The following is a 16,626-nucleotide window of genomic DNA, read 5'->3' on the forward strand; positions in this document are numbered from 1 at the left end:
ACTCACTAAAACGTCTTGGTAACTCAAAAGAACAATAAGAGACAAGAATGGCAGAAGAACAGTTACAAGGGGCCGATGCGCCGAAAGGAAAAAGCAAGTTACTTATCATCATCATCGCTGTTGTAGTATTACTACTTGGTGGCGGGGCAGCGGCATTTTTTCTAATGGGCTCTGATGAACCTGCTCAGGCTGAGTCGTCTCAACAGGCTCAAGTGAAGGCATCGGATGCTGCGCCCATCGCGTATGTGAATCTTCCTCAGGCATTTGTATTTAACGTTACTGGGGATAGCCGCGATAGGTTGGTTCAAATTAAAGCGCAGTTAATGGTTCGCGGTGCAGAAAATGAAGAGTTGGCGCGGTATCATTCGCCACTGATTGAAAGCTCTATGCTATCAACGTTTGCTTCCGCGACGGTTGATCAATTGCGCTCTCCTACAGGACGAGTGGAATTGCGCGATCGTGCTTCCGAAGATATCAAAGCAGCGCTGAATGCTGCGGTCGGTAAGCCAGTGATTGAAAAAGTACTGTTTACAGATTTTGTTATTCAATAGGTAAAACGTGACCGATCTATTAAGCCAAGACGAAATTGATGCGCTATTGCATGGGGTTGACGATGTTGATGACGTCGATGAACCGATAGAAAACGACACTGAGGGCGCCGTCAATTTTGATTTCTCGTCGCAAGACAGAATCGTACGTGGTCGAATGCCGACGCTCGAACTTATCAACGAGCGCTTCGCACGGCACATGCGTATTAGTCTGTTTAATATGCTGCGTAAAACGGCAGAGGTGTCGATCAATGGCGTGCAGATGATGAAGTTTGGTGAATACCAGAACACATTGTACGTGCCAACCAGTTTGAACATGGTGCGTTTTCGTCCGTTAAAAGGCACTGCGTTGATCACCATGGAGGCTCGTTTAGTCTTTATTCTGGTAGAAAACTTCTTTGGCGGTGATGGTCGATTCCACGCCAAAATAGAAGGCCGTGAATTTACCCCAACGGAACGCCGCATCATTCAGTTGTTACTGAAAATTGTATTTGAAGATTATAAAGAAGCGTGGTCGCCAGTGATGGGGGTAGAGTTCGAATATCTCGACTCTGAAGTAAACCCAAGCATGGCAAACATTGTCAGCCCGACAGAAGTGATTGTCGTGAGTTCATTCCATATAGAAGTTGACGGCGGTGGCGGCGATTTTCATGTCGTTATGCCTTACTCCATGGTTGAGCCTATCCGTGAACTATTGGATGCAGGTGTTCAGTCCGACAAGATGGAAACGGACGTTCGCTGGAGCTCAGCACTACGTGAAGAGATCATGGATTGTCCGGTTAACTTCCGTGTGAACTTGCTCGAAAAAGACATTTCTTTGCGTGATCTCATGGAGCTGCAACCGGGCGATATCATCCCGATTGAAATGCCAGAACATGCGACGATGTTTGTAGAAGACCTACCGACCTATCGCGTAAAAATGGGTCGTTCGGAAGATAAATTAGCGGTGCAAATTTCTGAGGAAATTGAGCGCCCACATGTCGTCAAAACAGATTTAGCTTTCTTAGGTAAAGACATCATGTCCGAGCTTGAGAGTGAAGACGATATAGACCATTAAGATACCTTATTAAACAGACATGCTATGGCATGAGTAAGGCGTAACACAGGATAGAAAAATGGAACCAAGTGACGATCAAAAGCTAGCAGACGAATGGGCAGCCGCTCTTGGCGAAGACCCGTCTGCCCCTTCTGTAGACGTAGATGAAGTATTGGCTGCGCCACTGGAAGAGCTAAAAGACACTTCAAGCCCAATTAGCGAAGATGAGCGTCGTAAACTCGACACTATTATGGATATCCCGGTGACGATTTCGATGGAAGTCGGTCGTTCTCAAATTAGCATTCGGAACCTGTTGCAGCTTAACCAAGGTTCGGTTGTTGAATTGGATCGTCTAGCCGGTGAGTCGCTCGACGTATTGGTTAACGGTACTTTGATTGCTCACGGCGAAGTCGTGGTCGTCAACGATAAGTTTGGTATCCGTTTGACGGATGTGATCAGCCAAACTGAACGAATTAAGAAGCTGCGTTAAGATGAGTCGTTCAATCAAAATGCGATTGAAGCAAATCACTGGAGCACTGAGCTTAATACTAAGTGCTCCTTATGCATTTGCTGCCGCACCAAATAATCTGGATCTTGCGACGACACTTGGCTCGCTTGTGCTTGTAATCGGCGTGATTCTTTTGCTGGCTTGGTTGCTGAAACGTATGCAAGTGCCAGCGATGGGACAACAAAAGGGCTTGCGTATAGTGAGTCAGTTGCCAGTGGGTACAAAAGAAAGAATCGCAGTAGTTCAAGTGGGTGAAGAACAGTTTTTGGTTGGGATTACTAGCCAATCGATCCAAACTTTAGCCAAGTTAGATAAGCCACTGAAAGAGGAAGAGTTGGCGACCAATGCTTTTGCGACTCAATTTAGCCAGCTGATCAAAAAACATGACAAAGGGTAATCCAATTCGTTTGCTCCTGAGTACGTTGTTACTTTTTGTCGGCGTGCTGTTTTCTTCATTTACCTTTGCTGAAGCAGAGGAGTCAGCGCTGCCAGATAACTTAGCCGATGGAAGTAGTGTTACAGTTCAGGCTATGCAAAGTGATACTGGTGCTAGCCGTGCTATGTCCGTTTCTAGTGGCGGTGGTATTCCAGCATTCACCATGACCACGAACCCTGATGGCAGTGAAGACTACTCGGTTACACTACAAATTTTAGCGTTAATGACCATGCTTGGCTTCTTGCCTGCCATGGTGATTCTGATGACCTCGTTCACTCGAATTGTGGTGGTGATGTCGATATTGCGTCAGGCAATGGGTTTGCAACAAACGCCTTCTAATCAGGTTATTATTGGTATTGCGCTGTTTTTGACCTTTTTTGTTATGTCCCCTGTCCTGAACGAAATCAACGACAAAGCTGTTCAGCCTTATTTGAACGAGCAAGTCACGGCGCGAGAAGCGTTTGATGCTGCACAAGCGCCAATGAAAGCATTTATGCTTAAGCAGACCCGAATCAAAGACTTGGAGACGTTCGTAACCATGTCAGGAGAGCAAGTCGAGAATCCAGAAGATGTGTCGATGGCGGTGTTGATTCCGGCTTTTATCACCTCAGAGCTAAAAACTGCATTCCAAATTGGCTTTATGCTCTTCTTGCCGTTTTTGATTATTGACCTTGTAGTCGCTTCGGTACTGATGGCAATGGGTATGATGATGTTGTCACCAATGATTGTTTCGTTGCCGTTCAAGTTGATGTTGTTCGTATTGGTCGATGGTTGGAACTTGATACTCTCGACACTTGCGGGCAGCTTTGCCCTTTAGATAAGCGCAGATAGAGGATAAGACATGACACCAGAAATGTTTGTCGAGCTTTTCCGTGAAGCACTTTGGATGGTGCTTATCATGGTCTGCGCTATTATCATCCCAAGCTTGCTTATCGGCCTTGTAGTCGCGATTTTTCAAGCTGCGACATCCATCAACGAACAAACGTTGAGCTTCTTACCGCGTTTGATTGTCACGCTTTTGGCCCTGATGCTGTTTGGGCATTGGATGACGCAAATGTTGATGGAATATTTCTATGGCTTGATTGAACGCTTACCTCAGGTGCTTTATTAGAGGCGCCTATGGAGTACCCCACTAGCGTTGTCTTAGATTGGATCGCAAACTACTTCTGGCCCTATGTTCGTATCTCATCCATGTTGATGGTGATGACAGTAACCGGGGCCCGATTTGTTTCGCCAAGAATCCGCCTTTACCTCGGTTTAGCCATCACTTTCGCTGTCATGCCAGCTATCCCCGCCGTACCTCAAGACATTGAGCTACTCTCGTTTCGTGGCTTCATGACCATTGCCGAGCAAATGATCATCGGCATAGCGATGGGTATGGTTACTCAATTTATGATTCAAACCTTTGTCCTGCTGGGTCAAATATTGGGTATGCAATCAAGTTTGGGCTTTGCTTCTATGGTCGATCCCGCAAATGGTCAGAACACGCCATTGCTTGGTCAGTTATTCATGTTCTTAACGACAATGTTTTTCCTTGCCACCGATGGACACTTAAAAATGCTGCAATTGGTGGTGTTCAGTTTTAAAACTTTGCCGATTGGCTCCGGCTCGCTCAACGCGGTTGATTTCCGTGAAATGGCAGGCTGGCTTGGTATTATGTTCCAAACGGCATTGAGTATGTCTCTATCCGGCATTATTGCACTACTGACCATTAACTTGTCGTTTGGTGTAATGACCCGTGCCGCACCACAGCTGAATATCTTCTCGCTTGGTTTTGCTTTTGCTTTGATGGTGGGTCTATTACTTTGTTGGTACATACTGGCTGGTCTATACAGTCATTATGAAATGTTCTGGACAGTGGGTGAGGCGCAGATTTGTCGGCTCATTCGCTTGGAGTGCTAAGATTTGGCAGAATCAGACGGTCAGGAACGCACCGAAGAAGCCACGCCCCGACGGTTACAACAAGCCAGAGAAAAGGGGCAGGTCGCTCGATCTAAAGAGCTTGCATCAGCATCTGTGCTGATCGTTGGCGCCATTTCATTGATGTGGTTTGGCGAGGCGTTAGCACGTTCATTGTTTTCCATCATGAGCCGTTTATTTGATCTTCAACGAGAAGAGATTTTCGATACTGCAAAACTGTTTGATATCGCTTTGGGCGCGATGAGTGATTTGTTGTTCCCACTATTTTTGGTGTTAGCGACATTGTTTACCGCCGCCATGATTGGAGCAGCAGGTGTGGGAGGAATCAGTTTTTCTGCCCAAGCGGCCATGCCCAAGCTGTCGAAAATGAATCCGCTTAGCGGCTTAAAGCGAATGGTTGGAATGCAAAGCTGGGTAGAGTTGATCAAATCAATCCTTAAAGTGGTTCTGGTCACTGGTGTCGCCATCTATTTGATCCAAGCATCGCAGGCCGATCTGATTCAATTGAGCATGGATGTGTATCCGCAAAACATCTTCCATGCTTTAGATATTTTGCTGAACTTTATTTTGCTGATCAGTTGCTCGCTATTGATTGTGGTTGCCATCGATATTCCATTTCAAATCTGGCAGCACGCTGATCAGTTAAAAATGACGAAGCAAGAAGTCAAAGACGAATACAAAGAGACTGAAGGTAAGCCGGAAGTGAAAGGCCGTATTCGTATGTTGCAAAGGGAAGCGGCTCAACGTCGAATGATGGCGGATGTTCCTCAAGCTGATGTTATTGTTACTAACCCAGAGCACTTCTCGGTAGCGCTTCGTTATAAGCAGAAGACAGACCGTGCGCCAGTCGTGATCGCTAAAGGTACTGACCACATGGCGATGAAGATTCGAGAAGTCGCCCGCGAACATGACATTACGATTGTGCCCGCACCACCTTTGGCTCGTGCGTTGTACCACACGACAGAGCTCGAGCAAGAGATCCCCGATGGGTTATTTACTGCCGTCGCTCAGGTTTTGGCATTTGTATTCCAATTAAAGCAATACCGAAAACGAGGTGGACAGCGTCCCAAAATTCAAGATTATGATTTGCCAATCCCACCCGAACACCGCCATTGATACGAAAAGCGGTAAAGCCTTAAAAAAGCTTGTTTGATCAAAAGCTAAGCTCTATTTGAGTGTTTAGTCATTATTTTGGCGCTAATTCTGGTACATAGATTGCTTAAAACGCTTTAATTATCAACCCTACCTAAACTTTTAGGCTAAAGCGGTCGCGTATTAATAGTAAGAGCTTACGTGACGCTTCAATCGATTGAGATCTCTCGCAGTATGAAGTTAAGCCTGCCGTTTGCAGATAAATTGCCACGAATCCCTCAGCGCGAAATGCCAGCTATTGGTGCTCCGGTGATGGTTTTGGCCACCCTAGCGATGGTGGTACTGCCGATTCCAGCATTTTTGCTGGATATGTTCTTCACCTTTAACATCGCGCTGTCGATGGTGGTGTTGTTAGTGACCGTTTACACACGTCGCCCTTTGGACTTCGCTGCTTTTCCAACGGTATTGCTGATCGCCACGTTGCTCCGCTTGGCTTTGAACGTTGCCTCGACTCGTGTCGTCTTACTGCATGGTCATGAAGGCGGTAATGCGGCAGGTAACGTAATTGAGGCGTTCGGTAACGTCGTTATTGGTGGTAACTACGCGGTCGGCCTAGTGGTTTTCCTCATCTTAATGATCATCAACTTTATGGTGGTGACCAAAGGTGCGGGTCGTATCTCTGAGGTAAGTGCTCGCTTTACGCTTGATGCGTTGCCGGGTAAGCAAATGGCGATTGATGCCGACTTGAATGCCGGATTGATAGACCAAGAGCAGGCAAGAGTTCGTCGTTTTGAAGTGACCAAAGAAGCGGATTTCTATGGCTCGATGGATGGTGCCTCGAAGTTCGTAAAAGGTGACGCGATTGCCGGTATTTTGATTCTGTTTATCAACATCGTCGGCGGTCTGTCGATCGGTATGGCGCAGTATGGATTGGGTTTCGGTGAAGCGATTGAAATCTATACCTTACTGACAATCGGTGATGGTTTGGTCGCACAAATCCCATCGCTATTGCTGTCGATTGCAGCGGCAATGATGGTGACGCGCCAAAACACCGATGAAGACATGGGGGAACAACTGGTCTTCCAGATGTTCGACAACCCAAAAGCGCTGATGATTACTGCAGCTATTCTTGGTGTGATGGGCATCGTACCGGGCATGCCGCACTTTGCGTTTTTGAGCCTGGCAGTCGCGGCCGGTGCAGCGGCATATTTCATCGACAAACGGCAGAAGCAGAAAGCGAAAGAGCCCGCTTTACCAGCAACAGCAGATGAAGGTACAGAACCTTCCTCACAGCGCGAACTGTCTTGGGATGACGTCCAGCCAGTCGATATTATTGGCTTGGAAGTAGGTTATCGCTTAATCCCTTTGGTGGACAGAGACCAAGGTGGGGAACTGTTAGAGCGCGTAAAAGGCGTGCGTAAAAAGTTATCGCAAGATTTTGGGTTCCTAATTCCAGCGGTTCATATTCGTGACAATCTTGAGCTGACCCCAAACAGTTACCGAATTACATTGATGGGGGTTGCGGTGGGCGAAGCAGAGATTCGTCCGGATCAAGAGCTAGCGATTAACCCAGGTCAGGTGTATGGCATGATTGATGGGGAGCCAACCATTGACCCTGCTTTTGGACTGGAAGCCGTATGGATCCGAGAAGATCAGCGTGAGCACGCGCAGGCTCTGGGTTATACGGTTGTTGATTCATCAACGGTATTAGCGACGCACCTAAGCCAGCTATTGACCAACAACGCATCACAGCTAATTGGTCATGAAGAAGTAGAGAATTTATTAGAAATGTTGGGACGCAGCGCGCCTAAGTTAGTCGAGAACTTTGTTCCTGACCAATTACCATTAGGTGTGGTGGTGAAAGTCCTACAAAACTTGTTAAACGAGGCCATTCCAATCCGCGATATTCGCACGATTGTTCAAACTTTGGCTGAGTACTCAAGTAAGAGTCAAGAAGCTGACATATTGACGGCAGCAGTTCGAATTAGTCTTAAACGTCTAATTGTTCAAGAAATCAATGGTATAGAGCCTGAGTTACCAGTGATTACTTTGATACCTGAACTGGAACAAATATTGCATCAAACTATGCAAGCATCAGGAGGCGAATCCGCGGGGATTGAACCGGGACTCGCTGAGCGATTGCAGTCTTCACTAAGCCAAGCGACACAGGAACAAGAACTGAAAGGCGAACCTGCCGTTCTGCTTACTTCTGGTGTATTACGCTCGACGTTGGCGAAATTTGTGAAGAACACAATACCTAATCTCCGGGTACTGTCTTACCAAGAAATCCCGGATGAAAAACAGATCAGAATTGTGCAAGCCGTGGGTAACTGATCTCACGCATCATTAATGGATTCATAGTTTGAAAATAAAGCGATTTTTTGCCAAAGACATGAGAACGGCGCTGCTCCAAGTGAAAGAAGAGTTAGGCGCGGAAGCGGTGATCATGTCAAACAAGAAAGTGGCTGGTGGAGTAGCGATTGTTGCGGCGATAGATAGTGAATCTAATCCGTCTCAAGCAAGCGCAGCGTCACAGCAAAATCGCGGTGCTTCTCAATCGAATCGCTATAACGAACATCGTCAAATGTCATCGTCTTCTGCTGATCGTTACCAAGATCGTCATTTAGATGAAGATAAAATTAGCCTGAACAGTAATAACAGTAACAATGAAAAAACAGGCTCAATGACACAGCGATTCGCTAATATGCTTAAGCAATATAGCGGTGGTGCAGCAGATGCTGACGACCACGTAGCGGAAAATGAAGATTCGCTCTCTGCTTTGCTGCAACGCCAAAATAAGCATCGCGACGGCTACAACCAAGAAAAGCCAGCGCCATATCAACCAGATTCACCTTTGGCGAAGCTAATCGCACAGGACAATCGATTTGAGCGTCCGACGCCCAAGCTGGACCCGACGCGCTATGACCGACGTCGCCCAAGTGATGAGCGTGACGAATCGGCCGATGAGCTAGAAAGCATGCGCGAAGAGATGACGTCAATTCGTCGTCTGTTGGAGCACCAAGTTTCTGGCCTGATGTGGCAAGAAGTAGAACGCCGTGAGCCGCTAAGAGCTATGCTGATTAAGCGCTTAGAGCGAATGGGCGTTTCTCCGGAATTAGCAGACCAGATGGCCTGTTATATCCCGGAAGATACAAAGCCAGCGCGAGCGTGGAAAGCGTTATTGTCGCTGGTGGCGGATCAAATCAATATTCCTAAACAGGACATTTTAAAACGTGGTGGCGTAGTCGCATTGTTGGGTCCGACGGGGGTTGGGAAAACAACAACCGTAGCGAAACTCGCAGCACGCGCAGCCATGGAATACGGTGCCGACAATGTGGCCCTTGTGACAACAGATACATATCGCATAGGTGCACATGAGCAACTCTCAATTTACGGAAGAATCATGGGTTGTCCCGTAAGAGTTGCTAAAGATTCTAACGAGTTAGCCGATGTTATATATCAGCTAAGAAACAGAAGACTGATTTTGGTCGATACGGCAGGGATGGGGCAACGAGATGTGAGGCTTTCCGAGCAGCTCGACACTCTAATGCAAGAGAGCGGAGAAGTGATTCACAGCTACCTTGTTTTGCCGGCTACCGCACAACGTCGTGTTCTACAAGAAACGCTGGATCACTTCCGACGTATACCACTTTCGGGTTGTATTATGACGAAGCTTGATGAGTCATTAAGCCTAGGCGAATTCATCAGTGTAGTGATTCAAAACGCAATGCCAGTAGCTTACATCGCTAATGGTCAGCGCGTACCAGAAGACATTGTGATAGCGCAACCAAAATATATGCTTGCGAAAGCAAATGAACTGTTAGAGAAGTCGACAGAGAACGAACCTCACTTTTGGAACAGTGACAGTGAAGGACTCTAAGGCGGCGGACTACTATGACTGAGAATATGATACACGATCAAGCAAGCGGCCTCCGTCGCTTAACACAACCATCGTTGACCAAAGTGATTGCTGTTACTGGCGGCAAAGGTGGTGTGGGGAAATCAAACGTAACACTGGGTCTGGCGATTTGTATGGCTCGCCAAGGCAAGAAGGTGATGGTTCTCGACGCTGATTTAGGTCTGGCCAATGTGGACGTGATGCTCGGAATCCGTGCAAAACGTAATCTAGGACATGTCTTAGCGGGTGAATGTGAGCTAAAAGATGCGATTGTCGAAGGGCCTTATGGTATAAAGATAATTCCTGCAACTTCTGGCACACAGAGCATGACAGAGCTTTCTCACGCTCAGCATGCCGGACTCATCCGAGCATTTGGTAGTCTTGAAGACGAAATGGATGTCCTGCTGATTGATACCGCTGCTGGTATCTCTGACATGGTAATCAGTTTTTCGCGAGCAGCTCAAGATGTGGTTGTAGTTGTGTGTGATGAACCGACGTCAATCACAGATGCCTATGCATTAATCAAGCTGTTGAGTAAAGAACACCAAGTTCAACGCTTTAAAGTTGTAGCAAATATGGTCAGAAGCTACCGTGAAGGGCGAGAATTGTTTGCAAAGTTGACACTAGTCACAGAGCGATTCTTGAATGTTAGCCTTGAACTCGTAGCATGTATTCCATTAGATGATAAAGTACGACAGGCTGTAAAAAGACAAAAAATTGTCGTTGATGCGTTCCCACGCTCGCCTGCCGCTTTAGCTATCAGCTCACTAGCAAACAAAGCGTTGACGTGGCCACTACCGAAAACACCAAGTGGACACTTGGAATTTTTTGTGGAAAGGTTGCTAAATCGTACCGAATTCGCAGAGGACCCTTTTGGTGAATAAAGCGATAACCTATGACCAACATGGCAAATTTAATAGCCAGCAGGCGTTCATTGAACGTTATTCAGTGTTGGTTAAGCGCATTGCTCACCACCTACTAGGCCGTTTACCGCCGAGTGTTCAGGTAGAGGATTTAATTCAGGCCGGCATGATCGGTCTTATCGAAGCTCAGCAGAATTATGATGGTTCTAAAGGTGCGAGCTTTGAAACTTATGCAGGTATCCGTATTCGTGGCGCAATGTTAGATGACATGCGTAAAGGCGATTGGGTACCGCGTTCTGTTCATAAAAATAATCGAGAGATTAACCAAGCGATTGCGGAGCTGGAAGGCGAATTAAATCGAGATCCTACTGATTCTGAAGTAGCCACGCATCTCGGTATGACACTGGATCAATATCATAGTGCTCTTACCGATATCAACTGCTCAAAATTAGTCGGTATTGAAGATTTAGGCGTTTCTGATGATGTGATTTCACCGGCGGATGAAACCGATGACAGCAACCCATTCAAAGGGGTAGTTGATGAATCATTTCGAAAAGCACTGGTTGAATCAATAAAACAGCTTCCAGAGCGTGAAGCTTTGGTTCTTTCGCTTTATTATGATGAAGAACTCAATTTGAAAGAAATTGGCGATGTGTTAGGCGTAAGCGAATCTCGCGTAAGTCAAATACTGAGTCAAGCGATGCAACGTTTACGTACCAAGCTCAGTGCGTGGACACAAAATGACTAAAAACACTGATTTTACGATTCAGTGGAGGCAATTTTGAATAAAAACATGAAGATCCTTATTGTTGATGATTTCTCAACAATGCGCCGTATTGTTAAAAACCTGCTTCGTGACTTGGGTTTCAATAACACTCAAGAAGCGGACGATGGTTTAACCGCATTACCAATGCTGAAAAAAGGTGACTTCGATTTTGTTGTAACTGACTGGAACATGCCAGGTATGCAAGGCATCGATTTGCTTAAACACATCCGCGCGGATGCAGAACTTAAGCATCTGCCAGTTCTAATGATCACGGCTGAAGCGAAGCGTGAGCAGATCATTGAAGCTGCTCAAGCAGGTGTAAACGGCTACATTGTTAAGCCATTTACTGCTGCAACATTAAAAGAAAAATTAGATAAAATTTTCGAGCGTTTATAACTCTCTCTTTCTCTTTGTTATTCGAGTCATTCATACCAATTATTAAATACCTATTAAATGACTCGTTTAGCGTTTTCAAAGTGATAAGAAGAACTAAACGTAAAAGGGTCTATTCAGAATGATCTCACTAGAGCAGGCGAAGTCACTCGTTCAAATGCTAGAAAACGGGGAACAAGACCAAGCCAATATGCTTGTTGCCTCGATCTACGAAGGTGCCGATAACCCAATGCTGCAAGAAATTGGAGCGTTAACTCGAGACCTTCACGAATCACTCAAGCAGTTCAGTCTCGATCAGCGCATGACCGAAATTGCGAAAGACGAAATCCCTAACGCTAGGGATCGTCTCAATTATGTGATCGAGAAGACAGAGCTTGCAGCCAACAAAACAATGGATGCGGTCGACTGCTGCCTTCCTATCGCTGATAACCTGCATGATTGCCTTCTAAAAGTTCGTCCTCAATGGAATGAACTCATGCACGGGCGCATAGAATTAAGCGAATTTAAAGCACTGTGTCACCGAATCGACGGGCTATTAGTGCAAGTCGAAGGTGACAGCACTGAATTGCGCGGCCAATTGACCGAAATTCTCATGGCGCAAGACTTCCAAGACCTAACTGGCCAAATCATTCGCCGCGTAATTACGTTGGTTAATGAAGTTGAAGGCCGCTTAGTGGAAATCCTAACCGTATTCTCTGGAAATAAACTTGAAGAACATATTCAAGTTTTGTCAGAACCGGCAGATAAAAAGAATACACAAACAAGCGAAGCCGAAGGCCCGATTCTTCATCCAGAACTGAGAGAAGATGCGGTTTCATCGCAGGACGAAGTTGATGACTTGTTGTCCAGTCTTGGATTTTAAAGGTAACGTATGAGCTACGATTTAGACGAAGATATTCTTCAGGACTTTCTCATTGAGGCTGGGGAAATTCTCGAGCTGCTTTCTGAGCAGTTGGTTGAATTGGAAAATAACCCAGAAGACAAAGACTTACTTAATGCTATTTTCCGCGGGTTTCATACCGTAAAAGGCGGTGCCGGCTTCCTTTCATTGGCAGAGCTAGTCGATACTTGTCATGGTGCGGAGAACGTGTTCGACGTTTTACGAAACGGTCAACGCACGGTAACGCAAAACTTAATGGATACGATGCTAAAAGCCTTGGATACGGTTAATACCCAGTTCCAGGCTGTTCAAGATCGTGAGCCGTTAGAAGCTGCGGACCCTGAGCTTCTTGAAGAACTTCATCGTCTATGCAAACCTGAGTCAGAAGATGAAGTAGCGGCAACCGTAGTTGAAGAACCAGTGGCTACTCCAGAGCCTATTATTCCCGAGCCTATCATCGAAGAACCTGCTGCGCCGTCAGCACCATCAAGTGTCGGCTCTGTTGATGAAATTACCCAAGACGAATTCGAAAAGCTACTTGATGAGCTTCATGGTAAAGGTTCAGCGCCAGGCGCTTCAATGTCTGCGACATCTACAACGCCATCTGAACCGCCTCAATCGAGTGCGCCATCAGTTGAAAGTGGTGATATCACTGATGATGAGTTTGAACGTTTACTCGATGAACTGCACGGTGTAGGAAAAAGCCCTTCTACGGCAGAGGCTGCTGCATCTGCATCCGTACCAGTAGAGCCACCTAAAGCGGCAGAGCCTTCCGTTCCAGTGTCATCTTCATCAAATCAAGACAGTGACTTAATGACGGACGAAGAGTTCGAAAAGTTACTCGATGAGCTACATGGTTCAGGTAAAGGTCCAACGCTAGAAGAATTGGATATGGCAACGAAGCCTGCTTCAGCAAACGTAGAGCAAAGCCCTGCGAAACCTGAGCCTGTTGCTAAGCCAGCACCCGTTCAAACAGCGCCAGCACCAAAGCCAGAATCTAAACCAGTCGCCGTAAAAGAAGAAGCTAAAGCACCAGCGGTTAAAAAACCTCAGGCTGAAGCAACCGTTCGTGTTGATACCTCGACGCTTGATACCATCATGAACATGGTGGGTGAGCTCGTATTGGTTCGAAACCGCCTATTAAGCCTTGGTTTGAATAGCGACAACGAAGAGATGTCCAAAGCGGTCGCTAACCTTGATGTGGTAACTGCGGATCTACAAGGCGCGGTAATGAAAACGCGTATGCAGCCAATTAAGAAAGTGTTTGGCCGTTTCCCGCGCGTTGTCCGTGACTTGGCTCGTAACCTAAATAAAGACATCGTGCTAGAAATGCGCGGTGAAGAAACCGATCTCGATAAGAACCTTGTAGAAGCATTGGCCGATCCGTTGATTCACTTGGTACGTAACTCGGTTGATCACGGTATTGAAATGCCAGACGCACGCGCGAAGGCCGGCAAATCACGCACAGGTAAAGTGATTTTGTCAGCATCGCAAGAAGGGGACCATATTGAACTATCCATCGTAGATGATGGTGGCGGTATGGACCCGAACAAACTGCGTGGCATCGCGGTGAAGCGTGGCATGATGGATGAAGATGCGGCGGCACGTTTAACAGATAAAGAGTGCTTCAACCTTATCTTCGCACCTGGTTTCTCAAGTAAAGATAAAATTTCTGACATCTCTGGTCGTGGTGTGGGTATGGACGTGGTTAAGACGGCGATCAATACCTTAAACGGTTCAATCGATATCGATTCTGAGCTAGGCAAGGGCACTAAGATTACGATCAAAGTACCACTAACGTTAGCGATTTTACCGACTCTGATGGTTGGTGTTGGCGGTCATCCGTTTGCTCTACCACTGGCTTCGGTGAGTGAAATTTTCCACTTAGATCTTAGCCGTACAAACGTGGTAGATGGTCAGCTGACGATCATTGTACGTGAGAAATCTATCCCGCTATTTTACTTACAAAACTGGTTAGCATCCAAATCGCAAAACGTCCAAGAGCGTACTGGTCACGGTCACGTGGTGATTGTACAGATTGGTAACCAACGCGTTGGTTTTGTTGTGGATACGCTTATTGGTCAAGAAGAAGTGGTTATTAAGCCACTCGATAATCTATTACAGGGCACTCCAGGTATGGCTGGTGCGACAATTACTAGCGATGGCCACATTGCATTAATTCTAGATGTGCCTGATTTACTTAAGCGATACGCTGCGGCTTCACGCCTTTAAGCAAAGCTGACGTTATTAAAAGGAATAAGATGGCGATTAAAGTACTAGTCGTTGATGATTCGAGTTTTTTCCGACGTCGCGTGAGCGAAATCATCAACTCAGAATCGCGCCTAGAAGTGATTGACGTTGCGGTAAATGGTAGAGAGGCGGTTGAGAAAGCCAAATCTCTCAAACCTGACGTCATCACGATGGATATTGAAATGCCAGTGATGGATGGCATTACAGCTGTACGTGAAATAATGGCCGCTGCTCCAACGCCAATTCTAATGTTTTCGTCCCTGACCCACGACGGGGCGAAAGCTACGCTTGATGCGCTAGATGCGGGCGCATTGGACTTCTTACCGAAAAAGTTTGAGGACATTGCGCGTAACCGTGAAGAAGCGGTGTCATTACTTCAACAGCGTGTGATTCAGATTGCCTCGAAGCGCGCTTTCATGCGTCGACCTATCGCTCGCCCAACAGCGAGTACCAGCACGACTACTCGATCATTAGGTTCAAGAACGGCTTCACCTGTGACTCCAACACCAACTCGACCTGCTGCGACAAAGTACCGTGCTTCTGGTAAGAAGTATCAACTGACGGCAATTGGCACATCAACAGGTGGCCCCGTTGCTCTACAAAAAATTCTGACGCGTTTGCCGATGAACTATCCGCATCCGATTGTATTGATTCAACACATGCCAGCAACGTTTACTGCTGCGTTTGCCAGTCGTTTGAACACCTTGTGTAAGATTCAAGTGAAAGAAGCACAAGATGGCGATGTGTTACAGCCCGGTGTGGCATACCTTGCACCAGGTGGGAAACAAATGATGGTGGATGGACGAGCGGGCGCTGCTCGTCTTCGCATTATTGATGGCGGCGACCGCATGAACTACAAACCATGTGTGGATGTGACTTTTGGTTCTGCCGCAAAAGTATATGGCGACAAAGTGCTCTCTTTAGTGTTGACAGGCATGGGTGCAGACGGTCGTGAGGGCGCTCGCATGTTGAAGTCTGCAGGCTCAACAATTTGGGCACAAGATGAAGAAAGTTGTGTTGTTTATGGCATGCCCCAAGCGGTTGCTAAAGCAGGCATTTCTTCAGAAGATTTACCGCTTGACCGCATTGCTGAACGCATGTTGGTGGAAGTTGGCCTAGCTTAGGATTCATCATGATTGTTTGGAGTGTAGCTAACCAGAAAGGAGGCGTGGGTAAAACCACCTCAACAGTGACATTGGCGGGCTTATTGAGCCAGAAAGGCCATCGAGTATTGATGGTTGATACTGATCCTCACGCCTCACTGACTACTTATCTCGGTTATGATCCTGATGCAGTAACTTCGAGCCTATTTGATTTATTCCAGTTGAAGACGTTTTCTCGTGAGACGGTTAAGCCGTTGATTTTAGAAACAGAGCTGGAAGGAATGGATATCATTCCCGCGCATATGTCCCTTGCCACGCTTGATCGCGTAATGGGTAATCGCAGTGGTATGGGATTAATCTTAAAACGGGCGCTGCAAACTGTCTCACAAGACTATGACTATGTGTTGATTGATTGTCCGCCAATCCTTGGCGTGATGATGGTGAACGCGTTGGCAGCCAGTGACCGAATTTTGATTCCTGTTCAAACAGAGTTTTTGGCGATGAAAGGTCTGGAGCGCATGATGCGTACGCTAACCATTATGCAAAAATCTCGCCCGGGCGGTTTCAAAGTGACTATCGTCCCAACCATGTACGATAAGCGCACGAAAGCGTCATTGCAGACATTGATGCAACTGAAAAAAGATTACCCAAATCAAGTGTGGACCTCAGCGGTGCCTATTGATACCAAGTTCCGCGATGCCAGTTTAAAGCACTTGCCAGCTTCGCATTTTGCATCTGGTAGCCGTGGTGTGTTTGCCTATAAACAGCTACTGATTTACCTGGAGAGGTTGGCGTTCGATGAGCAGTAATGATGTGCTGTCCAGTGAACAAGCACTTGATGACTACTTTAATGCATTACTGGATGATGAAACTGAAATAACGACTCTTGAGCAAGACCTTGACCTGTTGGCTCAAGAGGTATCATCTGCAGAG

At 46.6% G+C, this 16,626-nt stretch carries 17 protein-coding genes and 1 pseudogene; all 18 read left to right on the top strand.

The window, feature by feature from the left end; translation table 11 throughout:
- The first annotated feature begins 47 nt into the window (after nt 1-47).
- Nucleotides 48-551, top strand: coding sequence for a flagellar basal body-associated protein FliL (gene fliL, locus R7F67_RS17765; RefSeq protein ID WP_005380477.1), 504 nt, complete (start codon nt 48-50; stop codon nt 549-551).
- Nucleotides 552-558: 7 nt separating this feature from the next.
- Nucleotides 559-1,605, top strand: a complete 1,047-nt coding sequence (fliM, locus tag R7F67_RS17770; protein ID WP_005380478.1) for a flagellar motor switch protein FliM — start codon at nt 559-561, stop codon at nt 1,603-1,605.
- A 58-nt stretch (nt 1,606-1,663) separates the two neighbouring features.
- Nucleotides 1,664-2,074, top strand: coding sequence for a flagellar motor switch protein FliN (fliN, locus tag R7F67_RS17775; RefSeq protein ID WP_005380479.1), 411 nt, complete (start codon nt 1,664-1,666; stop codon nt 2,072-2,074).
- A 1-nt stretch (nt 2,075) separates the two neighbouring features.
- On the top strand, nt 2,076-2,489 hold the full coding sequence (gene fliO, locus R7F67_RS17780; protein WP_017820812.1) for a flagellar biosynthetic protein FliO: 414 nt from the start codon (nt 2,076-2,078) through the stop codon (nt 2,487-2,489).
- On the top strand, nt 2,476-3,345 hold the full coding sequence (gene fliP / locus R7F67_RS17785; RefSeq protein ID WP_005380487.1) for a flagellar type III secretion system pore protein FliP: 870 nt from the start codon (nt 2,476-2,478) through the stop codon (nt 3,343-3,345). Before fliO ends, fliP begins: the two co-directional genes overlap by 14 nt.
- A gap of 24 nt (nt 3,346-3,369) precedes the next feature.
- Nucleotides 3,370-3,639: a flagellar biosynthesis protein FliQ gene (fliQ, locus tag R7F67_RS17790; RefSeq protein ID WP_005380488.1), complete on the top strand. Its 270-nt coding sequence runs from the start codon at nt 3,370-3,372 to the stop codon at nt 3,637-3,639.
- A gap of 8 nt (nt 3,640-3,647) precedes the next feature.
- Nucleotides 3,648-4,430: a flagellar biosynthetic protein FliR gene (fliR, locus tag R7F67_RS17795; RefSeq protein ID WP_005384463.1), complete on the top strand. Its 783-nt coding sequence runs from the start codon at nt 3,648-3,650 to the stop codon at nt 4,428-4,430.
- 3 nt (nt 4,431-4,433) lie between these two features.
- The gene (gene flhB / locus R7F67_RS17800) at nt 4,434-5,564 is read left to right on the top strand and encodes a flagellar biosynthesis protein FlhB (RefSeq protein ID WP_005380490.1); all 1,131 of its coding nucleotides are present in this window, start codon (nt 4,434-4,436) and stop codon (nt 5,562-5,564) included.
- A gap of 210 nt (nt 5,565-5,774) precedes the next feature.
- Nucleotides 5,775-7,874, top strand: a complete 2,100-nt coding sequence (flhA, locus tag R7F67_RS17805; RefSeq protein WP_025998722.1) for a flagellar biosynthesis protein FlhA — start codon at nt 5,775-5,777, stop codon at nt 7,872-7,874.
- 28 nt (nt 7,875-7,902) lie between these two features.
- Nucleotides 7,903-9,420, top strand: coding sequence for a flagellar biosynthesis protein FlhF (flhF, locus tag R7F67_RS17810; protein ID WP_033907111.1), 1,518 nt, complete (start codon nt 7,903-7,905; stop codon nt 9,418-9,420).
- A gap of 14 nt (nt 9,421-9,434) precedes the next feature.
- Entirely contained in the window at nt 9,435-10,322 is an 888-nt protein-coding gene (locus tag R7F67_RS17815; RefSeq protein ID WP_005380498.1) for a MinD/ParA family protein, read from the top strand.
- On the top strand, nt 10,315-11,049 hold the full coding sequence (locus R7F67_RS17820; RefSeq protein WP_005380499.1) for an RNA polymerase sigma factor FliA: 735 nt from the start codon (nt 10,315-10,317) through the stop codon (nt 11,047-11,049). Before R7F67_RS17815 ends, R7F67_RS17820 begins: the two co-directional genes overlap by 8 nt.
- Before the next feature lie 45 nt (nt 11,050-11,094).
- Entirely contained in the window at nt 11,095-11,463 is a 369-nt protein-coding gene (cheY, locus tag R7F67_RS17825; RefSeq protein WP_017635949.1) for a chemotaxis response regulator CheY, read from the top strand.
- 118 nt (nt 11,464-11,581) lie between these two features.
- Nucleotides 11,582-12,322, top strand: coding sequence for a protein phosphatase CheZ (locus tag R7F67_RS17830; RefSeq protein ID WP_005380502.1), 741 nt, complete (start codon nt 11,582-11,584; stop codon nt 12,320-12,322).
- Between the two features lie 9 nt (nt 12,323-12,331).
- Nucleotides 12,332-14,572, top strand: a complete 2,241-nt coding sequence (locus R7F67_RS17835) for a chemotaxis protein CheA (RefSeq protein WP_025767173.1) — start codon at nt 12,332-12,334, stop codon at nt 14,570-14,572.
- A 29-nt stretch (nt 14,573-14,601) separates the two neighbouring features.
- Complete coding sequence (locus R7F67_RS17840) at nt 14,602-15,714, top strand: chemotaxis response regulator protein-glutamate methylesterase (RefSeq protein WP_025767174.1); 1,113 nt, start codon at nt 14,602-14,604, stop codon at nt 15,712-15,714.
- 8 nt (nt 15,715-15,722) lie between these two features.
- Entirely contained in the window at nt 15,723-16,502 is a 780-nt protein-coding gene (locus tag R7F67_RS17845; RefSeq protein ID WP_005380505.1) for a ParA family protein, read from the top strand.
- A pseudogene (locus R7F67_RS17850) lies at nt 16,492-16,626 on the top strand (chemotaxis protein CheW); the annotation flags it as partial. The gene R7F67_RS17845 and the pseudogene R7F67_RS17850, both read left to right, overlap by 11 nt.

The organism is Vibrio sp. YT-17, assembly GCF_033337375.1.
Taxonomy (GTDB): domain Bacteria; phylum Pseudomonadota; class Gammaproteobacteria; order Enterobacterales; family Vibrionaceae; genus Vibrio; species Vibrio alginolyticus.

Coding starts and splice junctions, on each gene's coding strand:
- cheY (WP_017635949.1), top strand. CDS start 11,095: ATGAAGATCCTTATTGTTGATGATTTCTCAACAATGCGCCGTATTGTT.
- fliR (WP_005384463.1), top strand. CDS start 3,648: ATGGAGTACCCCACTAGCGTTGTCTTAGATTGGATCGCAAACTACTTC.
- R7F67_RS17815 (WP_005380498.1), top strand. CDS start 9,435: ATGACTGAGAATATGATACACGATCAAGCAAGCGGCCTCCGTCGCTTA.
- R7F67_RS17830 (WP_005380502.1), top strand. CDS start 11,582: ATGATCTCACTAGAGCAGGCGAAGTCACTCGTTCAAATGCTAGAAAAC.
- fliO (WP_017820812.1), top strand. CDS start 2,076: ATGAGTCGTTCAATCAAAATGCGATTGAAGCAAATCACTGGAGCACTG.
- R7F67_RS17845 (WP_005380505.1), top strand. CDS start 15,723: ATGATTGTTTGGAGTGTAGCTAACCAGAAAGGAGGCGTGGGTAAAACC.
- fliL (WP_005380477.1), top strand. CDS start 48: ATGGCAGAAGAACAGTTACAAGGGGCCGATGCGCCGAAAGGAAAAAGC.
- flhA (WP_025998722.1), top strand. CDS start 5,775: ATGAAGTTAAGCCTGCCGTTTGCAGATAAATTGCCACGAATCCCTCAG.
- fliN (WP_005380479.1), top strand. CDS start 1,664: ATGGAACCAAGTGACGATCAAAAGCTAGCAGACGAATGGGCAGCCGCT.
- fliQ (WP_005380488.1), top strand. CDS start 3,370: ATGACACCAGAAATGTTTGTCGAGCTTTTCCGTGAAGCACTTTGGATG.
- fliP (WP_005380487.1), top strand. CDS start 2,476: ATGACAAAGGGTAATCCAATTCGTTTGCTCCTGAGTACGTTGTTACTT.
- R7F67_RS17835 (WP_025767173.1), top strand. CDS start 12,332: ATGAGCTACGATTTAGACGAAGATATTCTTCAGGACTTTCTCATTGAG.
- R7F67_RS17840 (WP_025767174.1), top strand. CDS start 14,602: ATGGCGATTAAAGTACTAGTCGTTGATGATTCGAGTTTTTTCCGACGT.